This window comes from Allomesorhizobium aridi, assembly GCF_043769475.1.
GTDB lineage: Bacteria > Pseudomonadota > Alphaproteobacteria > Rhizobiales > Rhizobiaceae > Allomesorhizobium.
The window spans coordinates 4,771,823-4,796,793 of sequence record NZ_CP171729.1 but is presented as its reverse complement, the minus strand read 5'-3'; the positions used below and the strand labels follow the sequence as shown (position 1 = coordinate 4,796,793).

At 61.0% G+C, this 24,971-nt stretch carries 21 protein-coding genes and 2 pseudogenes; 15 read left to right on the top strand and 8 right to left on the bottom strand.

Annotation, left to right across the window (positions count from 1 at the left end):
- Positions 1-890 precede the first annotated feature (890 nt).
- From ACG873_RS25730 to ACG873_RS25705, 6 genes and pseudogenes are all read left to right on the top strand, one after another.
- Positions 891-2,183, top strand: a complete 1,293-nt coding sequence (locus ACG873_RS25730; protein WP_394888605.1) for an adenylate/guanylate cyclase domain-containing protein — start codon at positions 891-893, stop codon at positions 2,181-2,183.
- A 154-nt stretch (positions 2,184-2,337) separates the two neighbouring features.
- Entirely contained in the window at positions 2,338-3,507 is a 1,170-nt protein-coding gene (locus ACG873_RS25725; protein ID WP_394888604.1) for an MFS transporter, read from the top strand.
- A 334-nt stretch (positions 3,508-3,841) separates the two neighbouring features.
- Positions 3,842-4,090: a hypothetical protein gene (locus ACG873_RS25720; protein ID WP_394888603.1), complete on the top strand. Its 249-nt coding sequence runs from the start codon at positions 3,842-3,844 to the stop codon at positions 4,088-4,090.
- A gap of 2 nt (positions 4,091-4,092) precedes the next feature.
- A complete protein-coding gene (locus ACG873_RS25715) occupies positions 4,093-5,037 on the top strand; it encodes a DUF1214 domain-containing protein (protein ID WP_394893694.1) in 945 nt (314 codons plus the stop codon).
- A gap of 70 nt (positions 5,038-5,107) precedes the next feature.
- Positions 5,108-5,914, top strand: coding sequence for a transporter (locus ACG873_RS25710; RefSeq protein WP_394888602.1), 807 nt, complete (start codon positions 5,108-5,110; stop codon positions 5,912-5,914).
- Positions 5,915-5,960: 46 nt separating this feature from the next.
- Positions 5,961-6,617, top strand: a pseudogene (locus tag ACG873_RS25705) (DUF3300 domain-containing protein); the annotation flags it as partial.
- Between the two features lie 261 nt (positions 6,618-6,878).
- On the opposite strand, the gene ACG873_RS25700 reads toward ACG873_RS25705, so the two are convergent.
- The 4 genes from ACG873_RS25700 to ACG873_RS25685 form a co-directional block, all read right to left on the bottom strand.
- The gene (locus tag ACG873_RS25700) at positions 6,879-7,862 is read right to left on the bottom strand and encodes a formylglycine-generating enzyme family protein (RefSeq protein ID WP_394888601.1); all 984 of its coding nucleotides are present in this window, start codon (positions 7,860-7,862) and stop codon (positions 6,879-6,881) included.
- A gap of 54 nt (positions 7,863-7,916) precedes the next feature.
- Positions 7,917-8,924, bottom strand: coding sequence for an HAD family hydrolase (locus tag ACG873_RS25695; protein WP_394888600.1), 1,008 nt, complete (start codon positions 8,922-8,924; stop codon positions 7,917-7,919).
- 39 nt (positions 8,925-8,963) lie between these two features.
- Entirely contained in the window at positions 8,964-9,566 is a 603-nt protein-coding gene (locus tag ACG873_RS25690) for a hypothetical protein (protein WP_394888599.1), read from the bottom strand.
- A 78-nt stretch (positions 9,567-9,644) separates the two neighbouring features.
- Positions 9,645-11,318, bottom strand: coding sequence for an arylsulfatase (locus ACG873_RS25685; protein WP_394888598.1), 1,674 nt, complete (start codon positions 11,316-11,318; stop codon positions 9,645-9,647).
- 267 nt (positions 11,319-11,585) lie between these two features.
- Between ACG873_RS25685 and ACG873_RS25680 the strand changes: the two genes are divergently transcribed.
- From ACG873_RS25680 to ACG873_RS25655, 6 genes are all read left to right on the top strand, one after another.
- On the top strand, positions 11,586-13,541 hold the full coding sequence (locus ACG873_RS25680) for a sensor histidine kinase (protein WP_394888597.1): 1,956 nt from the start codon (positions 11,586-11,588) through the stop codon (positions 13,539-13,541).
- 12 nt (positions 13,542-13,553) lie between these two features.
- Entirely contained in the window at positions 13,554-14,264 is a 711-nt protein-coding gene (locus tag ACG873_RS25675) for a response regulator transcription factor (protein WP_394888596.1), read from the top strand.
- Positions 14,236-14,598, top strand: a complete 363-nt coding sequence (locus ACG873_RS25670; protein WP_394888595.1) for a response regulator transcription factor — start codon at positions 14,236-14,238, stop codon at positions 14,596-14,598. The genes ACG873_RS25675 and ACG873_RS25670 overlap by 29 nt, the downstream gene beginning before the upstream one ends.
- Before the next feature lie 533 nt (positions 14,599-15,131).
- Entirely contained in the window at positions 15,132-16,484 is a 1,353-nt protein-coding gene (locus ACG873_RS25665; RefSeq protein ID WP_394888594.1) for a tyrosine-type recombinase/integrase, read from the top strand.
- Positions 16,485-16,970: 486 nt separating this feature from the next.
- The gene (locus ACG873_RS25660; protein WP_394888593.1) at positions 16,971-17,654 is read left to right on the top strand and encodes a TetR/AcrR family transcriptional regulator; all 684 of its coding nucleotides are present in this window, start codon (positions 16,971-16,973) and stop codon (positions 17,652-17,654) included.
- A gap of 3 nt (positions 17,655-17,657) precedes the next feature.
- Positions 17,658-17,966, top strand: coding sequence for a DUF3861 domain-containing protein (locus ACG873_RS25655; RefSeq protein ID WP_394888592.1), 309 nt, complete (start codon positions 17,658-17,660; stop codon positions 17,964-17,966).
- Positions 17,967-17,972: 6 nt separating this feature from the next.
- Here the strand turns inward: ACG873_RS25655 and ACG873_RS25650 are convergent, their stop codons facing one another.
- Complete coding sequence (locus ACG873_RS25650; RefSeq protein WP_394888591.1) at positions 17,973-19,661, bottom strand: adenylate/guanylate cyclase domain-containing protein; 1,689 nt, start codon at positions 19,659-19,661, stop codon at positions 17,973-17,975.
- 324 nt (positions 19,662-19,985) lie between these two features.
- Complete coding sequence (locus ACG873_RS25645) at positions 19,986-21,095, bottom strand: alcohol dehydrogenase catalytic domain-containing protein (protein WP_394888590.1); 1,110 nt, start codon at positions 21,093-21,095, stop codon at positions 19,986-19,988.
- A 220-nt stretch (positions 21,096-21,315) separates the two neighbouring features.
- Between ACG873_RS25645 and ACG873_RS25640 the strand changes: the two genes are divergently transcribed.
- The 3 genes from ACG873_RS25640 (at position 21,316) to ACG873_RS25630 (ending at position 23,299) form a co-directional block, all read left to right on the top strand.
- On the top strand, positions 21,316-22,245 hold the full coding sequence (locus tag ACG873_RS25640; RefSeq protein ID WP_394888589.1) for an ABC transporter substrate-binding protein: 930 nt from the start codon (positions 21,316-21,318) through the stop codon (positions 22,243-22,245).
- A 15-nt stretch (positions 22,246-22,260) separates the two neighbouring features.
- Positions 22,261-22,617: a DoxX family protein gene (locus tag ACG873_RS25635; protein ID WP_394888588.1), complete on the top strand. Its 357-nt coding sequence runs from the start codon at positions 22,261-22,263 to the stop codon at positions 22,615-22,617.
- 64 nt (positions 22,618-22,681) lie between these two features.
- A complete protein-coding gene (locus tag ACG873_RS25630) occupies positions 22,682-23,299 on the top strand; it encodes a TetR/AcrR family transcriptional regulator (protein WP_394888587.1) in 618 nt (205 codons plus the stop codon).
- Positions 23,300-23,387: 88 nt separating this feature from the next.
- On the opposite strand, the pseudogene ACG873_RS25625 reads toward ACG873_RS25630, so the two are convergent.
- Both ACG873_RS25625 and ACG873_RS25620 read right to left on the bottom strand, forming a co-directional pair.
- Positions 23,388-24,409: pseudogene (locus ACG873_RS25625) on the bottom strand (amidohydrolase family protein).
- Between the two features lie 108 nt (positions 24,410-24,517).
- Positions 24,518-24,934, bottom strand: coding sequence for a DoxX family protein (locus ACG873_RS25620; protein ID WP_394888586.1), 417 nt, complete (start codon positions 24,932-24,934; stop codon positions 24,518-24,520).
- Positions 24,935-24,971 lie beyond the last annotated feature (37 nt).

Here is a 24,971-nt window from a genome sequence, read left to right as displayed (position 1 = left end):
AGAGGCGGCGTTCTCAACGTTTTTTCGGGAAAATTTGCCGATGCATATGTCGGCTTCAGGTCACACAGTAGTCCTCGCCAAAAGCGACCTAGAGTCTGGAAAGGGTCAGGTCACGACGATGCCCGAGCCGACCTGAATGTCCGCTCCTGAAGAACCGTAGCCTGAAGCTGCCGGACCGCATTCGGACCTAACGCGACGTTCGGAGATTGGCGCGGCGATGACAGCTCGTGGCGCGCAACCGCGACCTCCAGCGTGGTCGCCCTGACGTCCGCTTTCAGGCAGCGGCAAAGCTGACCTCAACGGCAGAGATGCGGGCGCACTACGGACCGGCAGTTTTGGGGCCGAAAACGGAATGGCAGCTTCGAGCCTTGCATTCTCAAAGGCCGACATTCAGGCACCGCATGTGCTTGGTTCGGACTCGGTGCACAAGACCCCGCTCTGCGCGGGTGCTCCTCATATGGTCTTGAACGAACGAAACCATGATATGCAGATGACACCTACGCAGTTTGACCTTTGATCACAACAAATGATGGCCGGGAAGTTTTGGCGCGCTGTGATCGCAGTGTGACCTGCGTTCCCCCGACCTCGTTTGTCAGCTCTCACGTCGCTCCATTGAGGCGTGCATAAAGGCGAAGAAAGTACCCTATGAAAGAAACATACGCTCACGCGCGCGAACAGTTTTTTCGCGGCTATACGAACCCTCAGCGCTTCGGCCGACCCGATCCAGACCCGACTGTGCGCGGAGACGGAGAGCATTCTTGAGGTCACCATCGACGAATTTGAGGGAGATAGATGCCATCGATTGACGTGCTTGTGCTCCATTGACGACGCATGTGATATGAAACACCCTCACGCCGCTTTGGCGGTGCAACGGGAAGCTATCGTCGTCAATGAAAATTAGGGATTGCGATGACATTGCCACCTGGCTCGCGGAGGCTGGGCTGCTTGGCATCCGCAGCGAGGAATCGCTGGTACAGGCCTTCTGCGAGCGTTGCGTCGAAGCAGGGCTGCCACTCGGCAAGGCGTTCGTGATGATCGACACGCTGCACCCGATGCACGAGGCGCGCGCCTTCTTTTGGGACGAGGACGAGTCGATCAGCTTCCGCGAAGAAGAATACCCGTCGAGCCGTGAGGGCAAGGGGGCGGAGTTGTGGAAGCGCAGCCCATTTCTGCAGATGTTGCGGCGGCGTGAATTGACCCTACGTTGCCGGCTCGAAGCAGGCGAAACGCGCGGCTTTCCGGCGATCGAAGAACTGCGCGATGCCGGTCAGACGGACTATCTTGCGTTCGTCTATCGTATCCGGCAGGCGATGAGGGTGGAGGACGTCGACGCCTTCTATGCCCGCTGGACCACAGCGCGCCCGGGCGGATTCTCGGATGAGGAGGTCGGTGTTCTGTCCCGGCTTACTCCGCTTCTAGGGTTGGCGGTTCGCTCGGCTGCGCAGACAAGGCTCACCAAGACGCTGGTTGAGGCATATCTTGGCCAGGGGCCTGGCCGCCAGGTGCTAAGCGGCGGCATCCGCCACGGCTCGGTGAAGAGGATCAACGCCGTACTCTGGTTCTCCGACATTACCGGCTACACGAACCTTTCAGAGTCAGTTCAAAACGATCAACTCGTGCCGTTGATCAATGATTACGCCGAAGCGGTCATCGGCGCGGTGAAGGCCGCCGGCGGCGATGTCCTGAAACTGATCGGAGACGGAGTCCTGGCCATTTTCACCAGTTCGCGGCCCGAATATTCCTGTCGCGCCGCGGTGGAGGCAGAACGCGACATGCGCACACGGCTGCTGCGGCTTGCCAAACGCCGCAAGAACGATGGTCTTTCTGTCGCCGACATTCACTTGGGCTTGCACGTCGGCCGGGTCTTCTACGGCAATATCGGCACTCCGGACCGTCTCGACTTCACCGTTGTCGGCCAGCCGGTCAATGAGGTCAGCCGGATCAGCTCCATGTGCGAGTCGGCCGGTCGCAATATGCTTTGCTCATCGGAGTTCGCCGAGCTGCTACTTGGCGAGGAGCGGGAAAAGCTCGTTTCAGTCGGCCGGTTCGCGTTGCGTGGCGTGGGACGCGCGCGGGAGCTCTTTACCCTTGATCCCGGCCTGAGCCTGGAAGGCTCGCAACCTTCGCCTGGTCCGCGGCGACGGCAGGGCCGGGGCTACTCGGAGGAAAGTGGACGAGCATGAATTCCGGAACTTCAGATTAGTTAATTAGTTTAAGAGACTTCCCTCTCAGAGTTACTAAGGAAAATTATACGAAATTGTATATATTTCCTGTCGCTGCTGCCGCGCAGCGGAGCGTGTTAGGAACCATTCAAGACATCATGACGAGAATTTCGCCTTGCCCGCCGTTCCTGCACGCATCCTGCCGACGATTGTCATCTCGCAGTTCGCCGCGACATCGCTGTGGTTCGCCGGCAATGCGGTAATATCTGACCTGCAGCGCAGCGCCGGCCTGCCGGCGTCCGCCGTCGGCGACATCACGATCGCAGTGCAGCTCGGCTTCATCCCCGGCACGCTGATCTTCGCCTGGGTGGCGATCGCCGACCGCCACTCGCCGCGTATCATCTTCTTCCTTTCCACGCTCGCCGGCGCGGCGGCCAATGCCGCGACGCTGGCGAGCGGCGGCGAGTTCCTGCCCCTGCTCGCGGCGCGGTTCGCAACCGGCTTCTTTCTCGCCGGCATGTATCCCGTCGGCATGAAGATCGCGTCGGGCTGGTACGACCGCGACCTCGGGCTCGCGCTCGGCTGGCTGGTCGGGGCGCTGGTGCTCGGAACGGCACTTCCCCATCTCATCCGCGGTCTGGGTGGCGATCTGTCCTGGCAGGGCGTGATCCTGTCGGTCTCGGCGGTATCGATCGCCGGCGGTCTGGCGATGCTTTTCCTCGTGCCGGACGGGCCGCATCTCAGGGCGGGTGCGAAATTCGACCCGGCCGCATTCGCGACGATCTTCCGCTCCGCCGATTTCCGGGCGTCGGCCTCCGGCTATTTCGGCCATATGTGGGAGCTCTACGCCTTCTACGCGTTCCTGCCGGTGCTGCTGGCGGCGCGCCTTGGCAGCGACGGCGCGACGGTTTCGGTGTGGAGCTTCGCGGCGATCGCCACCGGCTTTCTCGGCTGCACGGTCGGCGGCTACCTGTCGCGCGGGATCGGCAGCGCGCGCGTTGCCTATATGCAGTTGTCGGCGTCCGGCCTGTGCTGCCTCGTCTCGCCGCTGGCGTTCCTGGCGCCCTTGCCGGTGTTCCTCGCCTTCCTGTTGTTCTGGGGCGTGGTCGTTGCCGGCGACTCGCCGCAATTCTCCACGCTCAACGCCCGTTTCGCCCCGCCAAGGCTCGTCGGCTCGGCGCTGACGATCGTCAATTGCATCGGCTTCTCGATCACGATCGTTTCGATCGCGCTGCTTGCCTGGCTGATCGAAACCGCCGGACCGCAGTATGTTTTCCTGATGCTGGCGCCCGGGCCGGCGCTCGGGCTGGCGGCGTTGAGGCGGCTGGCGGCGAAGTCGGCATAAGGAACGACCGTGGCGGCATTGTGCCACCGCGGCCGGGAATGGTGAAGAGACGGGCGCCGAGACCGAAGGATGACATGACCGAATAGAGTTCGTCGCCTGCGGCCGCGGAGTCAGTCTGCCACCGAACTAGCAGTCTCTGACCTTCATCCTATCTCCACTGCCGGCGCGCCGCGAAGGTCATCGACGATGCGTTGACCCTCGCAGAGGGAACTGAGATCTGACTATGGTGGCGGCCCTGGGACCGTGCGGAGGTCGCCGTTGGAGGAGTTATGGGCGGCTGTGGTTGGTGGGAAGCTGCCACTCGCTTTGTTGATCGGAACGAGCAACTCGCGCCATGAGCGGTCATCGCCAAGCCGATCAGTTGCAGGAAGAGGCCGCGCGGGAGGAGCTGGTTCTGGACCGAAAGATGCTCGGTGGCACCGGCTTCCATCCGCGTCGCCTTCCCGAGGCTCTTGTCACGCGCCTGCGGCACCGCTTCGAACGCATTCATCGCGGCCAGCCGGCCAGCATAGATGGCCGCTCATGGAATGCCTTACTCTGCCTTGCTAGTGACGCAAAGGTCGAGGTGGCAAGTCTTTGTTGATCGTGGATCGCGGCGCACGCTTCTGGCATCGCTTCGACATTCGTCGGATCGAAGACCTCAGCAACGCGGTCCTCGGCGCGGAACTGGAAGCGATCCAGATGGCCGGACCTCGCATAAGAGGCAGTCTGGCGTTTGCCGCTCGCGACGGCATCATCTTCAGCAGCGGGCAGCGCCTTCGAGCAGTTGAAATTGCTGCTCGACAAAGAAGGCACGAACCTCGCCGGTCTGATGGGCTGGGGCTGCTCGCCAATGTCGGCCTTGTCGCCGGCCAGCCTTTTGAGCCCGACGCCGAGACGCGCGCGATCCTCGATGCCGCCGCCAAAACCGCCTACAAGATGAGTCGAGCTATCGGCATCAATGAGGAGGTGAATGGGCAGTCTCTCCTGGTCTGGCCGGACCGACGTTGGACCAACCCGATCAACAACGCGGCCGAGCCCAGACAGGAGAAGTCGATCGACCTCTCCTGGCGCGACAAGGCGGGCGGCTTTACTGCGATAGAGCGGCGCGTCTGGATGTTCACCGACTACTATTCGATCAGCCCGGGGATGGTATCTTTAACGCCGGGCAAAGGCGCCTTCTATGCGATCGCGTTCAACGATGCGAACGGCGACCGGCTGTCCGGCGACGCCTCCTACAAAGTGACCCTGCCGCCCGACGTGCCAGCCGGGCTCTTCTGGTCGCTGACCCTTTACGAGGCCGAGAACGCCTCGGGGCTGGCGACCGAGGCGCGGCGCTTCCCCTCGCTCGGCTCGCGCGACAGGCCGGTCCAGAACACCCACGGTACGACCGACCTTTACATCGGACCGAAGGCGCTTGGGGGGCAGGAGGCTAACTGGCTGGCCACCGCTCCCGGACGTGGTTTCTTTGCAATCCTGCGGCTCTACGGGCCGGAAGAGGCTGCCATCAACTACAGCTGGAAGCCCGGCGATTTTGAGAAGGTTGAATAATGCATTGTCGACAAACGCCCCCGGCGCGCGCTTCATCAGCGACCGGGGGCGTTTCAAGGAGGGTTCTGAAATGAGATCACTTGCCCGCGTTCTCTGGTCCACCCTGGCGGTCTCCGCTTTCGCGTCAGGAAGCCCGGCTTCCGCCCAGGACGCCGACCTTGCGAAGCAATTATCCAATCCGATCGCGTCGCTGATCAGCGTGCCGTTCCAGTTCAACTACGACAGCGGCTTCGGGCCGAACGATGGCGACAGGGTGACGCTGAATATCCAGCCGGTGATCCCGATATCGCTCAACGAAGACTGGAACATGATCTCGCGCACGATCGTGCCCGTTGTCTGGCAGGAGGATATCGTCGGGCCGTCCGGCGATCAGTTCGGCCTGGGCGATACCGTGCAGAGCCTGTTTTTCTCTCCCAAGGCGCCCGGCCCCGGCGGCATCATCTGGGGTGTTGGCCCGGTTTTCCTGCTGCCCACCGGCACCGACCCCTTGCTCGGCAGCGAGAAGTGGGGTGCCGGGCCGACTGGTGTAGCTCTCAAGCAAAGCGGTCCTTGGACCTATGGCATCCTGGCCAACCACATCTGGTCCTTCGCCGGCGATGACAACCGCATTGACGTGAACGCCACCTTCCTGCAGCCCTTCATCTCCTACACGACGCCCGACGCCTGGACCTTCGCGCTCAACACGGAGTCTACCTATGACTGGGAGAGTGAATCATGGTCGGTGCCGGTCAACTTCACCGTCAGCAAGCTGGTCAAGTTCGGCGAACACCCGGTCAGCCTGCAGGCTGGTGTTCGCTACTGGGCAGAGAGCCCGGGCAGCGGACCCGAGGGCTTTGGCTTCCGTACCGCAATCACGTTCCTGTTCCCGCAGAAATAGAAAGCGGCCGCAAGCCTGCCGGGACAGAGACAGGGAGGATCGATCCATGACGAGCAATTGCATTTTGAAGGCAGGCGCTGCGGCATTGGTGCTGCTGCTCGCCGGGTTGAGTTCGACCTCACACGTCATTGCGCAAGAGCAGGTTGCAGCGGCTGACGCATCCGCCGACGCGACGACCTCGCCGGAGCCGTTGAGTGCGGACGAGATGGAGGTCTTGGTTGCGCGGATCGCGCTTTATCCGGACGAACTGATCGCAGTGATCACGGCGGCAGCGCTCTATCCGCTAGAGATCGTCGAGGCGGCGCGCTTCCTCGACCGGTACGAGAAGGACAACAGCCTGAAGCCGAAGGAGAGCTGGGACGGCTCGGTGGTTTCGCTGCTCAACTACCCCGAGGTCGTCAGGATGATGAGCGACGATCTCGAATGGACTCAAGCGCTCGGCGACGCCATCGCCTACCAGCAGAAGGACGTGCTGGTGGCCATCCAGCAGCTGCGCGACGAGGCGGTCGCCAAGGGCGTCATCAAGACCGACGACAAGATACAGGTGGTCAGGGAGAACGACAATTTCGTCATCAAGTCGGCCAGCCCTGAGGTGATCTACGTCCCGCAATATCCGCCGGAAATGCTCTATGAGCCGGACTATGTGTGGGAGCCGATCCGCTATTATCCGGATCCTTACCCCTACTACTGGTATCCGAAAGCGGGCGTCAGGTTCGCGTTGGCAGAGCAGGGAAATGGCGTGACCTCGCGCGCGACGTTGACGCCATCGAGGTCCGCTTTTGGAAGACCGAAGAGACCGGGCAACGACCGATATTGCCGGCCTTCGCGGAATTACACGATCACACCCGAGATCTATTTGACCGGATGGGGGTCTGGTTGACATCGACTGGGACCGTCGGGCGTGAGCGGAGATGGCTCCTGGGAGGCCTCCCAGAATCTGAATCCGATTGCAGTAATCCAAGTATCATCCCCGGTTCCAGCCCTGCGGCCGCACGATGCAACGAAATCCAAGGTGCGAGATTGAGGTGTCGACCGGTTGGGCCATGCGCGCGGCAGGTCGGTAGCGGCGGCAGTAGTTTGGCGCGCACAGGTGAGAGCCGCCCTTGGTGACCTTACGAGGAATTTTTATATCAGGCTGGCGCGGGTCGATGCTGCCTTCACGCGCGCCGCCGCGCGGGTTGGCGGCGGTGCAGCATGGGCTGTCGATCTCGGCGTGGTCCTGATACCAGTCGGTCGTCCACTGCCAGACATTGCCAGCCATGTCGGATAGGCCGTAGCCGTTGGGTGGGAACGATCCGACCGGCGCGGTGTATTCGAAGCCATCGTCCAGCGTGTTGCGGTGGGGGAATTCGCCCTGCCAGATATTGGCCATGTGCCTTCCCTCAGGCGTCAGCGCGTCGCCCCACACAAACTCCGCGCCATCAAGTCCGCCACGCGCGGCGAACTCCCATTCGGCTTCGGTCGGCAATTCCTTGCCGATCCATTTCGCATAGGCTTCGACATCCTCGAAGGCGACGTGCACCACCGGATGATCCATCAGCTTCTTGATATTGCTTGCCGGCCCCCTTGGATGGCGCCAGTTGGCGCCGGCGACATAAACCCACCAGTTGTAGTGGTTGCGCAAGTCGACTGGCCCCGACGGCTTTTTGAACATGGTCGAGGAAGGCGCCAGCATTTCAGGCAAGGCGCCGGGATAGACTGCCGGGTTGGTTGGCCGTTCGGCAAGCGTCACATACCCGGTCTCGGCGACGAAGCGCCCGAATTCGGCATTGGTCACGGTGAAGCGGTCCATCCAGAAGCCGTCGACACGCGCGCGATGCGCCGGAGCTTCTTCTGGATAGGCCGTGTCCGAGCCCATCAGGAATTCGCCGCCGGGAATCCAGACCATGTCCGGATATGGCGGGGAGCCGGGAGAGGCCCGGACATCTCGTTCGCCGGCTTGGTTCATTTGCCTGTCAGTAGCTCAACCTCTAGAACATGCACCTCACCCATCCATATCGCCCTATTTCTCGAATGCGAAGATCTGCTTCCAGTCAGCCTTCATATCGACAACCGTCCAACCGCCATCGGCGGCCGCGTCGAGGCCCTTGTCGAGGCGGCCGATGCTCGACTGCCGGTCGTAGGCCCATTCGCGCTCCGCGTCGGTGTGGTGCACATAGAGACAGAGGTGCGGTCCTGGACCGGAACAGGTCCACTGCAGCATCTGCAGGTCGCCGTCGGAATTGCCGAACGCCGCGATCGGCCGCCGGCCGATGTGCTGGTGGATGCCGACGGGCTTGCCCGCCTTGTCGTCGATGAAGTTGACTTCCGGCAACCGCATCAGCACCGGCGTACCGTCGCGCATTTCGAAACTCACCTTGCCGCTGCTGCCAACGACCTGTTCGGGCGGTATGCCGTAGACCTTCTCCGTCCACGGGCGCATGAAGTCGATCCCGCCGCCGGAAACGATAAAGGTCTTGAACCCGTTGGCCCGCAGATAGGCCAACAGCTCCAGCATCGGCTGGTAGACCATTTCCGTGTAAAGCCGGCCGGTCTTGGGGTGCTTGGCGGTGGCCATCCAGTCGCGGACGATCTGGTCGAATTCCTCTGACGTCATGCCGGAATGCGTGGTCATGACGATGTCCATGATAGCCGGCTCGCCACCCGCGAGTGCTGCTTTTACGTCGCCTTTCAGCAACGAAGCAAAGGGTTCCTTGTCCTTCCATTCCGGATGCTGCGGAGCCATTGCCTTTACGCGGTCGAGTGCAAACAGAAGCTGAAAATACATCGGTTGCTCGCCCCACAGGCAGCCGTCGTTGTCGAAGGTGGCGATACGTTCGGCCGGCGGCACGAAGTCGGGCGAGCCTTCCTTGCTCACGCTTTCGACGAACCGCATGATTGACTGTTTGGACTGGACGTCATTCCAGGAGGGTAGCTGATCTGCTCCCTGCGCATTGGCAAAGGCAGCTCCCCCCAATAGCAGGAGGATGGACAACAGATAGCGCTTCGCTGCGCAAGCAAGGTTGGTCATGGCTTGATGCCTCCTTTATTCAACGCAAGTATGCCATCGTCAAAGCGGCCGCGGAGTTGCGTGACCGCTTTTGTTCGCAGGCCTGGGCTCTCCGGCGGCAGGTTCCAATTCTGCTGGCTGCTGCCCGGCCCGATGTTCAAACAGCAGCGTCCAAATCCTTCCTTCGCCGAGAGCGACGTTCAGTTCCCTGGATGCCACGTAGGGAATGAGTATCAGCAGCATGATCAGACTTGTCGCGAGCGTCTGCGGCAGCTTGGCGCCCCCGAACTCGGCGAGCGAAGCGGCTACCGTTCGGCCGTGAACCAGCCCGACAACGACCTCCTCGACCACCGAGAGAACGAGAAGCAGGATCAGGTAGAGCAGCGCCTTATAGGCGATCACGTGGACGATCCTGGCGCCTGCGCGTCGGCCGCCCAAACGGATCATGTGGCCGAGCAATATGAATTTGGCCAGGATCAACGCCTTGATGGCCGCCAGCCCGGACGGCAGATAGCTGATACCCGCCTCGCCAAGGATCGCCGTCTTGTAAAGAATGAGCGCGCCAAAGCAGACGAACAGATAGGTGGACAGCAGGGCATACTCACGCATCTCGTGCTTTGCCCTTTGGACAAAGGTCTTTGATGAACCGTCGATTGCCGCCATGGCCTGCCGCCGTTTGTTTAAGCGGCCGCGCCAATGAGGTGACGCGACCGCGATGATTTAGGTGACGTCAGAACCGCTTCAGTGCCTGCCGCCTTCCTGCAGTTTCGCGAGCACTTGGTCGAGCGAAAAGCTGCCCGGTTTCTGCCGCGGTGGAAAGTCGACGTAGGTTTGCAGGTGCTTCGCTACATAAGCCTGCGCGGGAACAAGTGCGAAGGCATGTTCGACGCGCCATCTGTCATATTCGCCGGCATCCGTCTGAGCTCGTTCGAAAGGATCACCCTTGATGTCGAAGAGTTTCGGGAACCGCAGTGGAATCAGCGGGTTCTCCCACACGGCAAGCCCCTCCTCGCGTTGCTCGAGGAAGACCATCTTCCAGCGTTCGTAACGCAAGCCGGCGAGGTTGCCGTCATCGGTCCAGTAGAAATACTCTTGGCGCTTGCCTTCGCCTTCGCCGGCCAATACGTCGCGCTGGTTGTAGCCGTCCAGGTGCACCTTGAACGTCTTGCCAGCAGCTTCGTATCCGTTCAACAGCTTAGCCGTCACGTCTGGTTCGCCCGCGGCTGCGACGAGCGTCGGCACGAAGTCCTCGTGTGACGTTATGTGATTGATCTCCGTTCCGGGCTTGATGACGCCGGGCCAGCGCATCATGCACGGCACCCGGTAGCCGCCTTCCCAATTGGTGTTCTTCTCGCCTTTGAAGGGCGTGGTGCCGCCGTCCGGCCAGGAAAACACCTCAGCGCCGTTGTCGGTCGTCCAAACGACTATGGTGTTTTCGGCGATGCCAAGATCGTCCAGCTTTTGCAGAAGCTGGCCAACCATGCCGTCCATCTCGGTCATGCCGTCGGCGTAAATTCCTAGACCGGTCTTGTCCTTCGAAGCGGCCTTGAGGAAGGTGTAGATGTGCATGCGGGTCGAATTGAACCAGCAGAAGAACGGCTTCCCGTCGGCATTCGAGCGGTCGATGAAGTCGAGTGCACTGCCGAGGAACTCTTCGTCGACGGTTTCCATGCGCTTCTTCGTAAGCGGACCGGTATCCTCGATCTCTTGTTTGCCGACCCTCCCGAAGCGCGGATCCTCGGTGGGATCGTCGGTGGCGCTGGCCTTGCATTTCATCACGCCGCGCGGGCCGAACTTCGCCTTGAACTCAGGGTTCTTCGGGTAGTCAGGATGCTCCGGTTCGTCTTCGGCGTTGAGGTGATAGAGATTTCCGAAGAATTCGTCGAAGCCATGAACGGTCGGCAAGTGCTCGTTTCGATCGCCGAGATGGTTCTTGCCGAATTGCCCGGTGACATAGCCCTGCGGCTTGAGCAGTTCCGCGAGTGTCGGGTCCTTCTCCGACAGCCCTTCCTTAGCGCCCGGCAGGCCGACCTTCAGAAGGCCGGTGCGGAAGCAGGATTGGCCGGTTATGAACGCGGCGCGTCCTGCTGTGCAGGATTGCTGGGCGTAGTGATCTGTAAAGATCGCTCCCTCTTTGGCGATGCGATCGATGTTGGGTGTGCGGTAGCCCATCATGCCGCGATTGTAGGCGCTGATGTTCCAGTAGCCGACGTCGTCACCGAAAATGACGAGGATGTTGGGCTTCGCTCCGGCGGCCTGCGCCTTCGCTGTCCGGACAGAAGTGGCCGACACGCCTGCTGCGAGGGTCGATGCTGCAAGCAATGACGCGCCGCTCAGCAAGAGGTCGCGGCGCCGCAGGTTAATCTCGGATGGACGTTCGCTGGCCGTTTGGCCCGGTTGCTTGTCGCTGGTCATGGTGTTTCCTCGTTTCACTAGAGGCCGGGCCGCCGAATCCTTCACGACCCGGCCGAAATTATCGGCCGGATTGAATGTGCGCAGACAAACCAAGCCTGTCTTCGCGTTCAAAATTCCTCTCTGTCGAAGGAGGCTTTGATTGCTTGCCTTTTCTTCATCGACCGGGCGAATTTCGCATTGAAGATTGACGCTGCGATAGTTGGACCAAGGGCCTAGCTTCGAGAGATCGCTCAACACTGCGCGAGCGCATAGGCAATGAAGCGGCTATTGGCTAAGCTGCGAGTGCTTTTGCGCGGGGGCACATACGGGGCTATGGTAGCGGCAGGCTATCACTGGTGGATACCTCGAAGCCATTTGTATTGGCTGCATCGTCGCGTGGTCGCGGTCGTGCTCCTCATCGTCATGGCGTGTCCTTTTGCGCTAAGCCCAGCAGCGAGCGCGACAAAGACTAGCGACGGCCTGGGAGAGGGTCGCAGGATCCTGGTTGTCTACGAAAACGACCCAACGCTTCCAGCAGCCCTGGAGTTCACGCAGGGGCTGAAGACGAGCCTGGAAGAGGGAATTCCGGTCAGGTTCGAAACCTACAGCGAGTATCTTGACCTTCTGCGCTTCTCAGACCCGAAGAACCTTTCGCGCAAGGCTGCGGACATGGCGGCGAAATACGCAGGAATTTCCCTGGATGTAGTCATAGCCGTCGGCCCGGGCGCGGTGAAGTTCATACTCGAGCATCGCGGAGAGATCGCCCCTGGAGTGCCTCTTGTCTTCGGCGGAACACGCGTCGAGACGGCCAAGGACTTGCGGCTGCCCGCTGACGCGATGGGAGTCGTCAGCCATTTCGACGTGAAGGGCACGATTGACCTCGCCCGGCGACTGCAGCCCGGCGCGCGGACAATTGTCGTGGTGACCGGATCAAGCGATTTCGACCGCAATTGGGAGGCGGCCGCGCGCCGCGACCTTGCGGGATTGTCCGGCGAATTTGATGTAAGATACCTGTCCGGCCTAACCATCGAACGTTTTGTCGAAGCAGCGAAACGGCTCTCTCCGGACGACATCCTGCTGATCCTGACGGTTGTCCAGGATGCCGAAGGGAAGAGGTTCATCCCGCGAGAGGTCGTGCGTCAGCTCGCCAGCGCGTCGGCCGCGCCTTCATATGGAGTCTACAGCACCTACGTCGGATTCGGCATTGTCGGCGGGCACGTGGAAAGCTTCCGGTCGGTCGGTGAGGACGTGGGGAAACTGGCCGTGGAGGCGATCCAAGGAAACATCTCCCCAGGTAGACTGATCGCGTCGTCGTCCCGCCCAATCGTGGACTGGCTCCAGATGGCGCGTTGGGGCTTCGACAAGGATCGCCTTCCCGTGAACTCCGTCATCCAGGACTATCAACCGACGGTCTGGGAACAGTATCGCCTGGAGATACTGGCGATCCTGGCCGTTATGGCCTTCCAGTTCGCCACCATCGCGGCTCTGATAGTGCAGTATCGGCGTCGCAGAAGGATCACAGACGAACTCGCCCTCGAACGCCTCGAACTCGCGCACCTTTCGCGCGTGCATCAGCTGGGCGAACTCTCCGGCGCGTTTGCGCACGAGTTGAACCAGCCGCTTACCTCAATCCTTGCGAACGCCGAGGCGGGAGAACGACTGCTTCAGTCCGAGCCGGCCGATATTGGGGAGATCAGGGAAATCCTCAAGGACATCGCGTCGGATGACAAGCGCGCTGCGTCGATCATCGGGCAGTTGCGACGCCTGATGGTGAAGGGCGAAGCGAAGCTCGAACCGCTCGATCTGAACGAGGCGATAGCGGCCACTCTGGCCTTGGCAAACAGCGAACTTGTCGCACGGCAGACGACGGTGCGCTTCGATGCCCATAGGGCGGGACTGAAGGTACGCGGCAGCGTTGAGCAACTCCAGCAGCTCGTGCTCAATCTCTTGCTGAATGCAGCCGACGCGATGTCGAAGGTCTCCGTGGCAGAACGAAAAGTTGAAATAGAAACGCGAAAGAGAGATGATGGCATGTGTGAGATGTCGATCTCGGACTGCGGCCCGGGCATACCGCCCGAATTGAAAACGAAAATCTTCAAGCCTTTCGTCTCGACCAAGGACAAGGGGCTCGGGTTGGGGCTGGCGATATGCCGCTCGATAGCGCTCGCGCACGGAGGCTCGCTGGTGTTTGACGATGGCCGCACCAAGGGCGCGAAAGCCGTATTGACGCTGCCGTCTTGCTGAGGGTGGCGACGCATGGTGGCGGATGAAGGTTCTACTGTCTATCTGGTGGATGACGACGAATGCGTTCGCGTGTCCTTCACACGGTTGCTCTCGACGGTCGGATACGTGGTCAGGTCCTATGCAAGCGCCGAGGATTTCCTGAGCCACCACGATCCCGCCATTCCCGGATGTGCTGTCGTCGACCTTAGCTTGCCCGGCATGGACGGGCTGGGCATCCAGCAAACGTTGGTCTCGAGTCAGGTCAACCGCCCGATCATTTTCGTAACCGGTCACGGGGATATTCCAACAAGCGTCAGGGCGATGAAAGCCGGTGCTGTGGACTTTCTCACAAAGCCTGTGGAGGCATCGGTTCTGCTGTCGGCAGTGGTCCATGCACTCGATCGCGATCTGGAAACGCGACGCGAAGGCGAGCGGAAGCAATCGATCGAGAAACGTTTGGCAAGTCTTACCCCGCGCGAGCGCCAGGTCCTTGCCCACGTCACGGCAGGGCGCCTCAACAAGCAGATTGCCGGCGACCTTGGAACCGTCGAGAAGACGATTAAGGTCCACCGCGCAAGGATGATGAGAAAAATAGGAGTCCGCACGGTGGCTGATCTTGTCCGGCTTGTCGCATCGGTAGATCCAGCTGTTGACGCTCCAGGATTGGCCTTAGGGCCAACTACGGCATTGCCTTCCCTTGCTGTAGAAGATGCTGATGGGAGAGATAGTCGCGATCGTGGATGATGATGAGCCGGTTCGCCGAGCTCTGCGCCGACTCCTCCTTTCGCTTTCCTACCAGCCGATCATTTACGCTTCCGGCGAGGAGTTCCTCGCGGGCCTTCGCCACGCTAGTCCAAGTTGCGCGGTGGTGGACTTGCATATGCCAGGGCTGAAAGGATTGGACGTGCTGCTTCGTATTCGCTCGGAAGGCCTAAGGATTCCGGTGATCATCGTCACCGGCTTTGACCAAAGCGGAATGCGCGTGAAATGCATGGCGGCCGGGGCATCCGGGTATCTGGTCAAGCCGATCGAACGGACCGAGATGGCATCTGCGATCGAAGCCGCAATCGGCGTCTAATGATGTATGAACGTCGCCAAGCGACGCCCATCCAGACCTTGGCGATCAGCGATGCGAATGTCCCCAATGGGGTCAAACTCGCACCTTCCGAGTGCGTACGCTCGTCGTCCGGTAGGTTTGGCTGACTGGTGCAGGGTTGCGATAGACAATCAGGTTGAATCAACTGCGGCGTAGAGCCGGTCTCCTGCTGGCGATCCTTCACCAGAATCAAAGCTCCATTTTCGCCAAACTACGCCAGAGCTTGCGAGCGATTGGTGAGCAGCCTTCGCACAATCGCTGGTGTGTCTTAGGCCAACTTATTGATATGATTGGCGCACCCGACAGGATTCGAACCTGTGACCTCTGCCTTCGGAGAAGGGATACTCGGTTTCGCCGAAACTATCCATTTCTATCCGATTGCGCGCTATGCTGCTGAAATCACAAAACAAATTTGAATTCGATCGGCGCCGAGGCTACGACAGGGCGGCCGAAACCCTACCCTGCCGTGCTTACGCTCTGCTTACGCGCGGAATCCTTCAAGGAGACGTCCGAGCATGGCGAAGCTGACCAAGCGAACTGTCGATACCACTGAAATTCGTTCCGCGGACTATGTAATTTGGGACGAGGAGTTGCCCGGTTTCGGGTTGCGCGTCTTCGCCTCGGGGAAGCGAAGCTACGTCGTGCAATACCGTGCTGCAGGTCGGTCGCGTCGCTACACAATTGGGCTGCATGGCGTTTGGACTCCTGAGGAAGCCAGGCGAGAAGCGAAAGTTCTCCTCGGCCAGGTCGCACGCGGCGGCAACCCTGCCGAGGAACGCAAGCTCGATCGCGAAGCGATCACCGTCAAAGAACTCTGCACTCGCTATCTTGAAGATCTGAGGAACGGCCTTGTGCTCGGCAAGCGAGGGCGGCCTAAGAAGGCCACGACGATCTCCACCGATGTCGGGCGCATAGAGCGCCACATCGTTCCGCTGCTTGGCAATCGACGGGTGCGGGATTTGGCCAAGTCCGACATCACCCAGGCAATGAAAGACATCATGGCGGGCAAGACCCGCGCGAACGTCAAGACGGACAAGCTGCGCGGGCGCGCCATCGTGCGTGGCGGAGCCGGTACCGCGTCTCGGACGATCGGTCTCTTAGGCGGCATTCTCAGCTACGCCGTCGAACTCGGCATCGTCGAGCAGAACCCGGTGCATGGGATTCGCAAGCCGAAGGATCAGGTCAACGCCCGCCGTCTCAGCGAGCAGGAATACCGGACACTCGGCGATATTCTGCGCAAAGCGGCCGATGGTGGGCAATACGAGACCACCGCAGAGATGATCCGAGTGATCGCCCTGACCGGCTGCCGGCGCAGCGAGGTCATCGGCCTGCGTTGGGGCGAAGTCGATATCGAGGGCAGTTGCCTGCGCCTTACCGACAGCAAGGAGGGGGCGTCAGTACGTCCAATCGGTCTACCGGTTCTGGAACGCCTTGAGGGTCGTCGCGATGAGGAACAGGACGCCGATGACTTTGTCTTTCCCGGCTGGGAGGACGGAACGCCATTCGGGAGCTTCCCCAGGCAGTGGACGAAGTTACTCAAGAATACTGACTTGGCCGACATCACGCCGCATGTTCTGCGACACAGCTTCGCCAGCATCGGAAATGACCTTGGGTTCACCGAAGCAACGATCGCTGCCCTGGTGGGCCATTCACGCGGAACGGTGACCAGCCGCTACATCCACACAGTGGACACAGCGCTGATCATGGCGGCGGACAGCATCGCCGGCTATATACAGGGCCTGCTGGACGGGGTCGCGTTCACCCACACCGCCTATGCGCTAGATCGAAATTCCAGAAAGGCGGCACTCGCGAATTTCCTAGGCGAGCCGACACCGGGAGAAGGGGCTAACGAACGCTCAGCAGCATGATGGGACTCCTTCGTACCGAAACGTCTGCTTCGCGCCTTAATCTCGGCCGTTGAGGTAAGCTTTGCCGCGTCCTGAAAGCAGGCGATGGCGGTGGCCACGGTGAGGTCGCGGTTGCGCCATGAGCCGACATTTAGCTGGAATGCCGTGAATGTCGCGATGCCGCCTTACTGCGGACCTCTCTCGCCCAGCCGTGAACTGACGTTAAGTGGGACCACCATTAGCGTGGCGCCGCTTTTTGTGGGAAAAAACGCTACACAATCTGGCTCATCTCGCTGCTCACAAGATTGCTATCGAAACCGTTGGTGTTTATAAACGACACTACTGGTGTCTATGGAGTTGGAATGGCGCTATCTGTCTACAACGCGGGTTATCCGATTGCTGAGGTTGGTCAGGCGCCTGCCGCCCCGGGCATTCTTGTTGCGTTCCCTTACGCCTCTCTGCCCACCTGCGTTGAACGCGTCTGCCCGCCAGCCAGATTGTGAATCCATGCAAGATGCCGCTCAAAAGCCAGCCCGCACCGCCGCCGCAGCCAGGCATCCGCCACGCGCTCGAAAGTCGATCGGCGCGGTGCGGAGCCCTGAAACGCATCGAGCGATTCTCGCCGCCGCAGCCGAGATTCTCGACGAGGTGGGATATACCGGCTTCAGCATGGATGCACTTGCCAGGCGGGCGAGTTCGAGCAAGCCGACGATCTATCGCTGGTGGCGCAACAAGGCGGCGCTGATCATGGAGGTCTATGAAGATGCCAACGAAGCGGCGCTGGCGGGGACCGACACCGGCTCGCTACGCGGCGATCTGATCTCGAGGCTTCGCGGGCTCTGGACGTGGTGGGACGACAGCTGGGCCGGCGAGGCGCTGCGCAGTGTCATCGCGGAGGCCCAACTGGACGCAGCCACTCTGGATGAGTTGCGAAACAGGTTCATACCCCGCCGGAGCGCGTTTGTGCGGCTCGTGTTCGACCGCGCGGTCGCCCGGGGCAAGCTTCGCGACGGTCCTGGCGTGGATATCGCCGTCGCTCAATTGGTGGCCATGAGTTGGTTCCATCTTTTGACCAGGCGACTGGGCGAACGAGAGGCGATCGAGCCCCATGTCGACGCGGTGTTGAAGGGGCTCGAAGCGGACAAGGCATATCGCCCCCCCGTGAAGCAGAAACCAGTCAAAGGAACGTGATAAATGGCGTCAGTCGGCTATACCTATGAAATGTCTCTCAACCTCCTGCGCGGCCGGGACGGACTACCGCCGCGCGAGCCCGCGGAACTCAGTTTCCAGCATGTGAACCATGACGACGTCATCGCCATCGTCGAACGCATCCGGGGCAGTTCCGGCCTTGGACCCGATGACTCAGCGGCGGTAGCGGTGGGGTTGAAGCTGCTCAGCGAAGTGATGGTCCGGGAAAAGACCAATGCGCTATTCGACCCGCTTCGGGGCGCCATGCGCGAGTTCATCGTCCAGCTGAAGAATTTGCCCGCGCCGGGCGCGTAAGAAACATCAGGCGGGCACGACCGCGCCTGGTGGCAGGACGCGAACGCGCAACGGCTTGGCGCGCCCGCGGATCTCCAGTTCGCGCAGCTCGAATCCCGAGAAATCGAGCCTTGAGCGTCGCGCCGCCGCTTCCGAAATCACGATCTCGGCATCGAGATCCTTGGCCGCGCTCTCAAGGCGACTTCCGATGTTGACGGTGTCGCCGACGGCAGTCAGGCCGATTGCCGCGCCGTAGCCCATGGAGCCTACAATCGCAGGGCCGACATGGATGCCGATCGCTACCTTGAGCTGCCCCTGCAACTCGCCCGACAGTTCCTCGCTGAGCTGATGCACATCGGCAAGGATCGCGCGCGCGGCGGCGAGAGCCTGCCTGCAGGCCATGTCGGGCGAGTTCTCGAGCCCAAAGATGGCGAGCGCCCCGTCGCCGATGAACTTATCGACCCGCCCGCCGGCGGTTTCGACGGCCTCGCCTATAATCGCGAAATAGCGGTTGAGCAGAAATACGACGTCGTAAGGCAGGCGGCGGTCGGAAAGGGCGGTAAAGCCGCGCATGTCACAGAACATCACCGCGAGCACCTGCTCGTGCCCAGGATCGGCGGATGGCCTCGAAAGAGGTCTTTCGCTCCGTCGCGAGGGCGCAAGCAATGGAGAGACAACAAGGCCGCGGACGGGCCGCAATTGGCAGGCGAGCCGCACATCCTCGCCCGCGCCGATCCTGCGCAAGGTCGCCGTTTCGATTGGCCCGGGGGCGGTCTGCCCGGACAGGCCTTCGATCACGCGGACCCGGCAGGTCGAGCAGCGGCCGCGGCCGCCGCACACGGCGTAATGGGGTATCCCGCCAAGCCGGCTTGCCTCGAGCACGCTGTAACCTTTCGGCACCCGCACGCGGTGGCCGTCAGCGTAGCGGATTTCAATGAGGCTACGTCGTTCGAGCCGGTCACGCACGACGCGCGCCGTCAGAACCGTCGCGACGAGCGCCGTAAAGCCGAGATAGATGGCGCGGTCGATGCGGCCCTGAGTGTTGGCGGTCGCCGCGGCGATGTTTGGGTCCATGAAGGATGAAGGCCGCTCCATGGCTGAAACTTCCTGACCGGCATGGGCGAAGCCGAGCAGAGCGAGCGTCGGAACCAGCACCGCGGCGATCAGCAGCCAAGGCGCCGCCCGCGGATACCAACGGCGGTAGCGAAGCCAGAAAAACAGGCCGAGACAGCCATGCGTCCAGATCACCAGCAGCGCTATTGTTTGGCGAGCGCCGGCCAATGGATGCGAGATCCATAGCGCGCGCACCACGGCTTCATAGGTGTGATCGATTTCAAACAGCTCATCGAGAACACGGGTGCCGACGACATGCTCGACGATCAGTAGCGGAATCGTCAGGCCCAACAGGATTTGCGCAAGTTCGCGCGCCGGCATTGCAAGCGTGCGCCGTCTGTAAAGCGCGGCAAGCGTCAGAGCCACGTGAACCAGGACCGAGCCGTAGAGGAGAGCCGTGCCGAGCGGGTTGCGCCAGACGGCCAGAAATAAGGGCCGGGCTTCCTCGGCAGCTTTGAGGGAGATGAGGTTGAGTGCATGGTTGCCCAGGTGCATCGTCAGGAAAACCATCAGAACGAGACCCGACGCGAGCCGGGCCCTGCGCAGAAGGAGATCGAAACTTCCACTGGAGGTTTGCAAATGCGGACTGGCGTTTTCGATCATCTCTGGAGTGCCTTGGCTGTTCGCGCACGGCGGATTCTTTCATCACTCCAGCCGCGCGCCTGCTGTCAATGAGTGGCACGACAATTCAGCGCGGCAGCTTGCCCGCTTGGCCGACAGGATCTATGGCCCGACGGTGGAGAGAAACGGCAGGTCTACGGCCTATTCGTGGCTCAGGCTTGGGTTTTCCAAGCGGATCCACGACAGCGCAACAAATATGGAATGGCAGGACGGGCGCTTGCGCATCCACGGCGAGCGTTCCGGGCGTCCATGCTACCGGAGGGTCAAAGGCCGCCGAAGTATGGCGGCCTTTCGACAAGCGCGTCCTCAGGGTTCGATCAGATAGCTGGTGAAGCCGCCGCGCCCGCTCGAGACGCCGGAGATGGCCTCATTGATCTTTTCCAGAGGCGAGACTTGGTATTCGAGGATGGAAAGATCGATGGTTCCGCTGCGAACCATTTCGGCCATCTCGTAGCCTTCGGCAGTGGTGAACCAGACGGAACCGATAAATTCCATCTGCTCGTCCATGAGCCACTTAACGTCGATCGGCAGCTTGCCCACGGTGCCGCCGATATTCACGATGCGCCCTCCCCGCTTTACAGCATGCATTGCATCGTCCAGGACTTCCAGCGAAGCGACCGCGCCCAGCGTGTCGAGCATCAGGTCGCAACCCTCGCCATTCGTCCGGGACCGAACCCACTCGGCGATCGAACCGTTATCGGTCGAAAAGACTTCGATCCGGTGGGGCGCCAGCGCCTTGACCCGCTCGAGCAGAGCCATGTTTCGGCCGACGCCGAATATGCGCGTTACACCCATGGCAAGGGCAAAAAGCAGCGCACCGAGACCGAGGGTTCCGGAACAACCGTTGATCAGCATGGATTTGCCGGAAACCACGCCGCATTTCTTGATCGCGGAATAGGCGGTTCCCATGTAGCCGAGGCGCGTGGCCTGATGGAAGGTCATGTTGTCGGGGATCTTCACGATCGCATATTGCGGCGCCCGCATATACTCGCAGAAGCCGCCATGCGGGTACATGTCGTAGAGGGTCTGGGAGTTTTCCTGAAATCCGAAATAACCATTGAACGTGAAGTGTCCGCACTTGGTTCTTTGGCCTGAATGGCAGGCGGGGCATGCGCCGCAGGAACGGACCGGGCTCACATAGACCCTGTCCCCTGGCGACAGGCCGATCACCTGATCGCCTACCTCCGAAATGACGCCTGCCGGGTCCAACCCAAAAATTGCGGGCAACTGGGGGAGCGGCAGGTGCGGACACCAGCTGGGCCAGTTTGCGAGCACGTTGCCGAGGTTCGGAACCATTCCACAGGCCTTGATCTCGACGACGACGTCCGTGCCGCGGGCGGTCGGCAACTCCACCCTGTCTATCGTCATCGGCTGTCCAACGGCATGCATTCGCGCCGCGCGCATCCATTCGGTCATGTTCTCTCTCCCCTTCCTCCACTCGGCACGCCGAGATCTGTTTCCTCTTGACGTTCGTGTCGGTCTGTAGATACTAGTTGGTATCTGAAATTGCAATATGTGATTTTCAGGGAGTTTCGGCCGGCCGCGTTTCCGGCCGGGCTGATCAGGACATCAGCGCTGAAGGCCGGAGCGTCGCGGCGTCAGGGTGATTGCGCGCCTTGGAATCGGGAGGATTGAAATGATCGAAGAGCAGACCAGGCAGGACGCGGCATTGAGGGAAATTGTGCTGGCGGGCGGAGCCCTCGGCTTCAACTGGCTTCCTGTCTATGTCGCGAAAAGACAGGGCATCTTTGCCAAGCACGGCCTCAGGGTCTCCCTGAAGAGAACCGGCAGCGTCGAGAAGGCAACCTCTGCTGTGAAAGCAGGCGAGGCAAACCTGGCCATCACGCCGCCCGAAGGAGCTATTTCCGATACGGTCGCGGGCGGCTCTCTTTTCATTCTCGCCGGCAATGTCAATCGCCTGCCGCTGACGCTGATCGCCAATCCGCGCTTCAAGACCATCGAGGAATTAAGGGGGAAACGGCTCGGAACGTCCTCCATGACCGAGGGCACCGCCATCTACACTCAGGAAATGCTGTCGCGCCATGGCCTCAACTATCCCGGCGATTATGAGTTCTCCGTAGTCGGCGTGCACCCGGCACGATGGAAGGCGCTGCAGGAAGGGACAATCGATGCTGCGGTGCAGCTCGTGCCGCTGAATTTCGTCGGTGTGGACGCCGGTTATACCGACCTTGGCGAGGTCAGCGATTACATTCCGCACATCGCCTTCACCGCGCTGATCGGCGATCGCGACTGGGCCCGGAGCCATAGGAGCGAGGTGTTGGCGCTGCTCGCAAGTCTGCGCGAAGCGACGGAATTGCTGTACGAGGCCTCGAATGACGCGATCATAGCGCGGCCCCTCATCATGGAGGTCGTGCAGACGGACGAAATTTATGCGCAGCGCTCTCTCGACTACATGCGCGAAAAAGCCATCTTCGCCCGATCGCTCGAAATTCCGCAGGGCGCCTTTGCGACCACCTTGGATTTGATGATCAAGGCTGGTCTTCTCAACGCCAGTCAACGGGATCTGGCGGCGACCACCTTCGACGACAGCTTCATCAAAGCCTAGCTGGAGCGACTTCAAATGGAGCTTCTACTGGAGCCGATGGCTGTCCTTCGGATACTCTGCGGCGTTTGGTTTCTCCCGCATTGCATGGGGAAGATGAGAAATATCGGACCGGCTTCGGTGACCTTTGCCAAGGCCGGTTTTCATCCTGCTCGCTTGTTCGTGATAACCACGATCGTCGTCGAGCTGGTCGCGGGCGCTGGCCTGGTCTTGAACATTTACCCCAGGCTGGCCGCGGCGCTGGCGGTTTGGGTGCTGCTGGGGGCGAGCTATGCGGTCATCAAGATAAACGGCTGGAACTGGCGCTGGCAGAAACAGGGCCCGGAATTCATGGTGTTCTGGGCCGCCGTCTGCGTCCTCTCAACGCTTGATTGACGGCAGTCAAGCTACAAGATACGCGTCGGTATCCAAATCCGTTGTCAAGCGAGGAGAAGGAAAAATGGCTCGGCTGACACGCGAACAGAGTCAGGCGCAGACGCGGGCAAGACTGCTTGCGTCCGCGCGCGAGGTTGTGGCCCGCGATGGATATGAAGGCGCGACCGTCGAGCGCATCGCCGAGGAAGCAGGTTACAGCAAGGGCGCTTTCTATTCCAACTTCGTGGGTAAGGAAGACATCTTCCTGTATCTGCTGGAGACGCATTCTGGGCAGGACGTCGTAGAACTCCAGAAGCTCCTGGGGGGCATTAGCGATGGACGCACCCTGATCAAGGAACTCAGCGAATGGTCGAATGAACGGGCGTCGGATCCGAGCTTGGGCATGCTCGCCCTTGAGCTGTTCCGGCGCGCCCGGCGCGATGCGACTTTCGGCGAGCGCCACTCCAATCTGTTCCGCGCACAGTGGGAAGGGCTCGGGAAAATACTGCTGCGGCTGTTCCCGGAAGGAAAGGCGCCGGCCGAGCCCGTGACGCTTGGCGGAATAGTGTTCGAGCTGACTTATGGGGCAGCGTCGAGTTTCACGAACGGCCCTAGCGTCGGCGAGCTGGTCAAGGTGGCTCTCACCTCGATGTACGAGGCCTACGGCTTCGACCGGAAAGAAAAGGTGTCGGAGAATCTGTAGCACCCGCGCGCTGTTAGCGTTGCGGGTGATCGGACACCGATCCCGAAAAACTTCGACTGCTGCCCTGCGCCGCCGGCCAAACGGAGGATCAAGAACCTTTTGTACCGAGCAGGGCGTTCAGTCGCGGATAGACGCGGCGCGCATTGCCCTCGAAGACCTTGTACCTCGCCTCGTCGGACAGCGGGAGCGTGTCTATATAGCGCTTCGTGTCGTCGAACGGATACCGCGTCTCCGGGTCTATGCCGCGTACGGCCCCGAACATTTCCGATCCGAACAGGATATTGTCGATGTCGATAACCCTGAATAGCAGGTCGATGCCGGCCTGGTGGTAAACGCAGGTATCGAAGAAGACGTTGCTCATCAGATGTTGGCGCAGTTCCGGCTTCTGCAGCATCGCGGCAAGACCGCGATAACGTCCCCAGTGATAGGGCACGGCACCGCCGCCGTGGGGGATCACGAGGCGCAGCGTCGGAAAATCGCGGAACAGATCGCCTTGCAGAAGCTGCATGAACGCTGTCGTATCGGCGTTGATGTAATGCGCGCCCGTCGTGTGGAAACAGGCGTTGCATGATCCGGAGACATGGATCATGGCAGGCACGTCGAGTTCCACGAGCTTCTCGTAGAATGGATACCACGACCGGTCGGTCAGCGGCGGCGCTGTCCAATGCCCTCCCGAAGGGTCGGGATTGAGATTACAACCGACGAAGCCGAGCCCGGTGACGCAACGCCCGAGTTCATCGATGGCGTTGGCGATCGAAACGCCGGGCGACTGCGGCAACTGGCAGACCCCGACGAAATTCTGGGGGAAGAGGGCCGTGATGCGCGCAATCAGATCGTTGGAAAGCTGCGCCCATTCCAGGCTGATCGCCTCATCGCCGATGTGATGCCCCATGCCCGCAGCGCGGGGGAGAAGATGGTGAGATCCGCCCCGCGTTCGCGTTGCAGCCGAAGCTGGTTGCCGATGATCGTTTCCTTGATTTCGTCATCGCTGATGCTCGAACGGGCCGGTTTGCCGCGCGAGCGGTTGTTTGCATATTCGATCTGCGCTTTCCGAAAGGCATGGTGAGCTTCCGGTTCTGTTGTGTAGTGGCCGTGACAATCAATGATCATAGCTTATCTCCTTCCGGCCCGGCGAGGTTCGCGCCACCGCCCAACTCGCTGTCGCGACAGAAATTGTGGCCGCCTGCGCGCTGATGCTACGCGCAGGCGGCTGCGGAGCTATTTGCGGACGGGATTCCCGAGCGTAGGACGAAGAGCCAGGGCACCGTCGCCGGCCAGCGCAATCGCCAACAATGCTGCGATCCACAAAGCGAGAAACTCCCATCCCCCGTTGGGGTTGGTGAAAAAGAAGCCGGCGGATCCGTGGACCGTGGCAATTGCCCCAAGCAGGATCGGAACAAGCGCCAAGGCAGCGGCGCGCGCGAAGAATCCCAGGACCAGAGCGATGCCTCCGGCTAATTCCACCGCGATGGTCAGATACGCGAGTGCCGGCGGCAACCCGAGACTCGCGAAAAACTGCGCTGTGCCCGCGGGCGTGAAGACAAATAGCTTCAAAGCCCCATGGGCGAGGAACAACAGTCCAACTGTCACGCGCAATGCAAGGATGGCGTAGGGCGCCGTACGAAGGTCGATCATGTCATCTCCAATGTCTTAGGTTGTGGTCGCCAGTCTT

Coding starts and splice junctions, on each gene's coding strand:
- ACG873_RS25730 (WP_394888605.1), top strand. CDS start 891: ATGAAAATTAGGGATTGCGATGACATTGCCACCTGGCTCGCGGAGGCT.
- ACG873_RS25720 (WP_394888603.1), top strand. CDS start 3,842: ATGAGCGGTCATCGCCAAGCCGATCAGTTGCAGGAAGAGGCCGCGCGG.
- ACG873_RS25710 (WP_394888602.1), top strand. CDS start 5,108: ATGAGATCACTTGCCCGCGTTCTCTGGTCCACCCTGGCGGTCTCCGCT.
- ACG873_RS25700 (WP_394888601.1), bottom strand. CDS start 7,862: ATGAACCAAGCCGGCGAACGAGATGTCCGGGCCTCTCCCGGCTCCCCG.
- ACG873_RS25695 (WP_394888600.1), bottom strand. CDS start 8,924: ATGACCAACCTTGCTTGCGCAGCGAAGCGCTATCTGTTGTCCATCCTC.
- ACG873_RS25690 (WP_394888599.1), bottom strand. CDS start 9,566: ATGGCGGCAATCGACGGTTCATCAAAGACCTTTGTCCAAAGGGCAAAG.
- ACG873_RS25685 (WP_394888598.1), bottom strand. CDS start 11,318: ATGACCAGCGACAAGCAACCGGGCCAAACGGCCAGCGAACGTCCATCC.
- ACG873_RS25675 (WP_394888596.1), top strand. CDS start 13,554: ATGGTGGCGGATGAAGGTTCTACTGTCTATCTGGTGGATGACGACGAA.
- ACG873_RS25670 (WP_394888595.1), top strand. CDS start 14,236: ATGGGAGAGATAGTCGCGATCGTGGATGATGATGAGCCGGTTCGCCGA.
- ACG873_RS25665 (WP_394888594.1), top strand. CDS start 15,132: ATGGCGAAGCTGACCAAGCGAACTGTCGATACCACTGAAATTCGTTCC.
- ACG873_RS25660 (WP_394888593.1), top strand. CDS start 16,971: ATGCAAGATGCCGCTCAAAAGCCAGCCCGCACCGCCGCCGCAGCCAGG.
- ACG873_RS25655 (WP_394888592.1), top strand. CDS start 17,658: ATGGCGTCAGTCGGCTATACCTATGAAATGTCTCTCAACCTCCTGCGC.
- ACG873_RS25650 (WP_394888591.1), bottom strand. CDS start 19,661: ATGATCGAAAACGCCAGTCCGCATTTGCAAACCTCCAGTGGAAGTTTC.
- ACG873_RS25645 (WP_394888590.1), bottom strand. CDS start 21,095: ATGACCGAATGGATGCGCGCGGCGCGAATGCATGCCGTTGGACAGCCG.
- ACG873_RS25640 (WP_394888589.1), top strand. CDS start 21,316: ATGATCGAAGAGCAGACCAGGCAGGACGCGGCATTGAGGGAAATTGTG.
- ACG873_RS25635 (WP_394888588.1), top strand. CDS start 22,261: ATGGAGCTTCTACTGGAGCCGATGGCTGTCCTTCGGATACTCTGCGGC.
- ACG873_RS25630 (WP_394888587.1), top strand. CDS start 22,682: ATGGCTCGGCTGACACGCGAACAGAGTCAGGCGCAGACGCGGGCAAGA.
- ACG873_RS25620 (WP_394888586.1), bottom strand. CDS start 24,934: ATGATCGACCTTCGTACGGCGCCCTACGCCATCCTTGCATTGCGCGTG.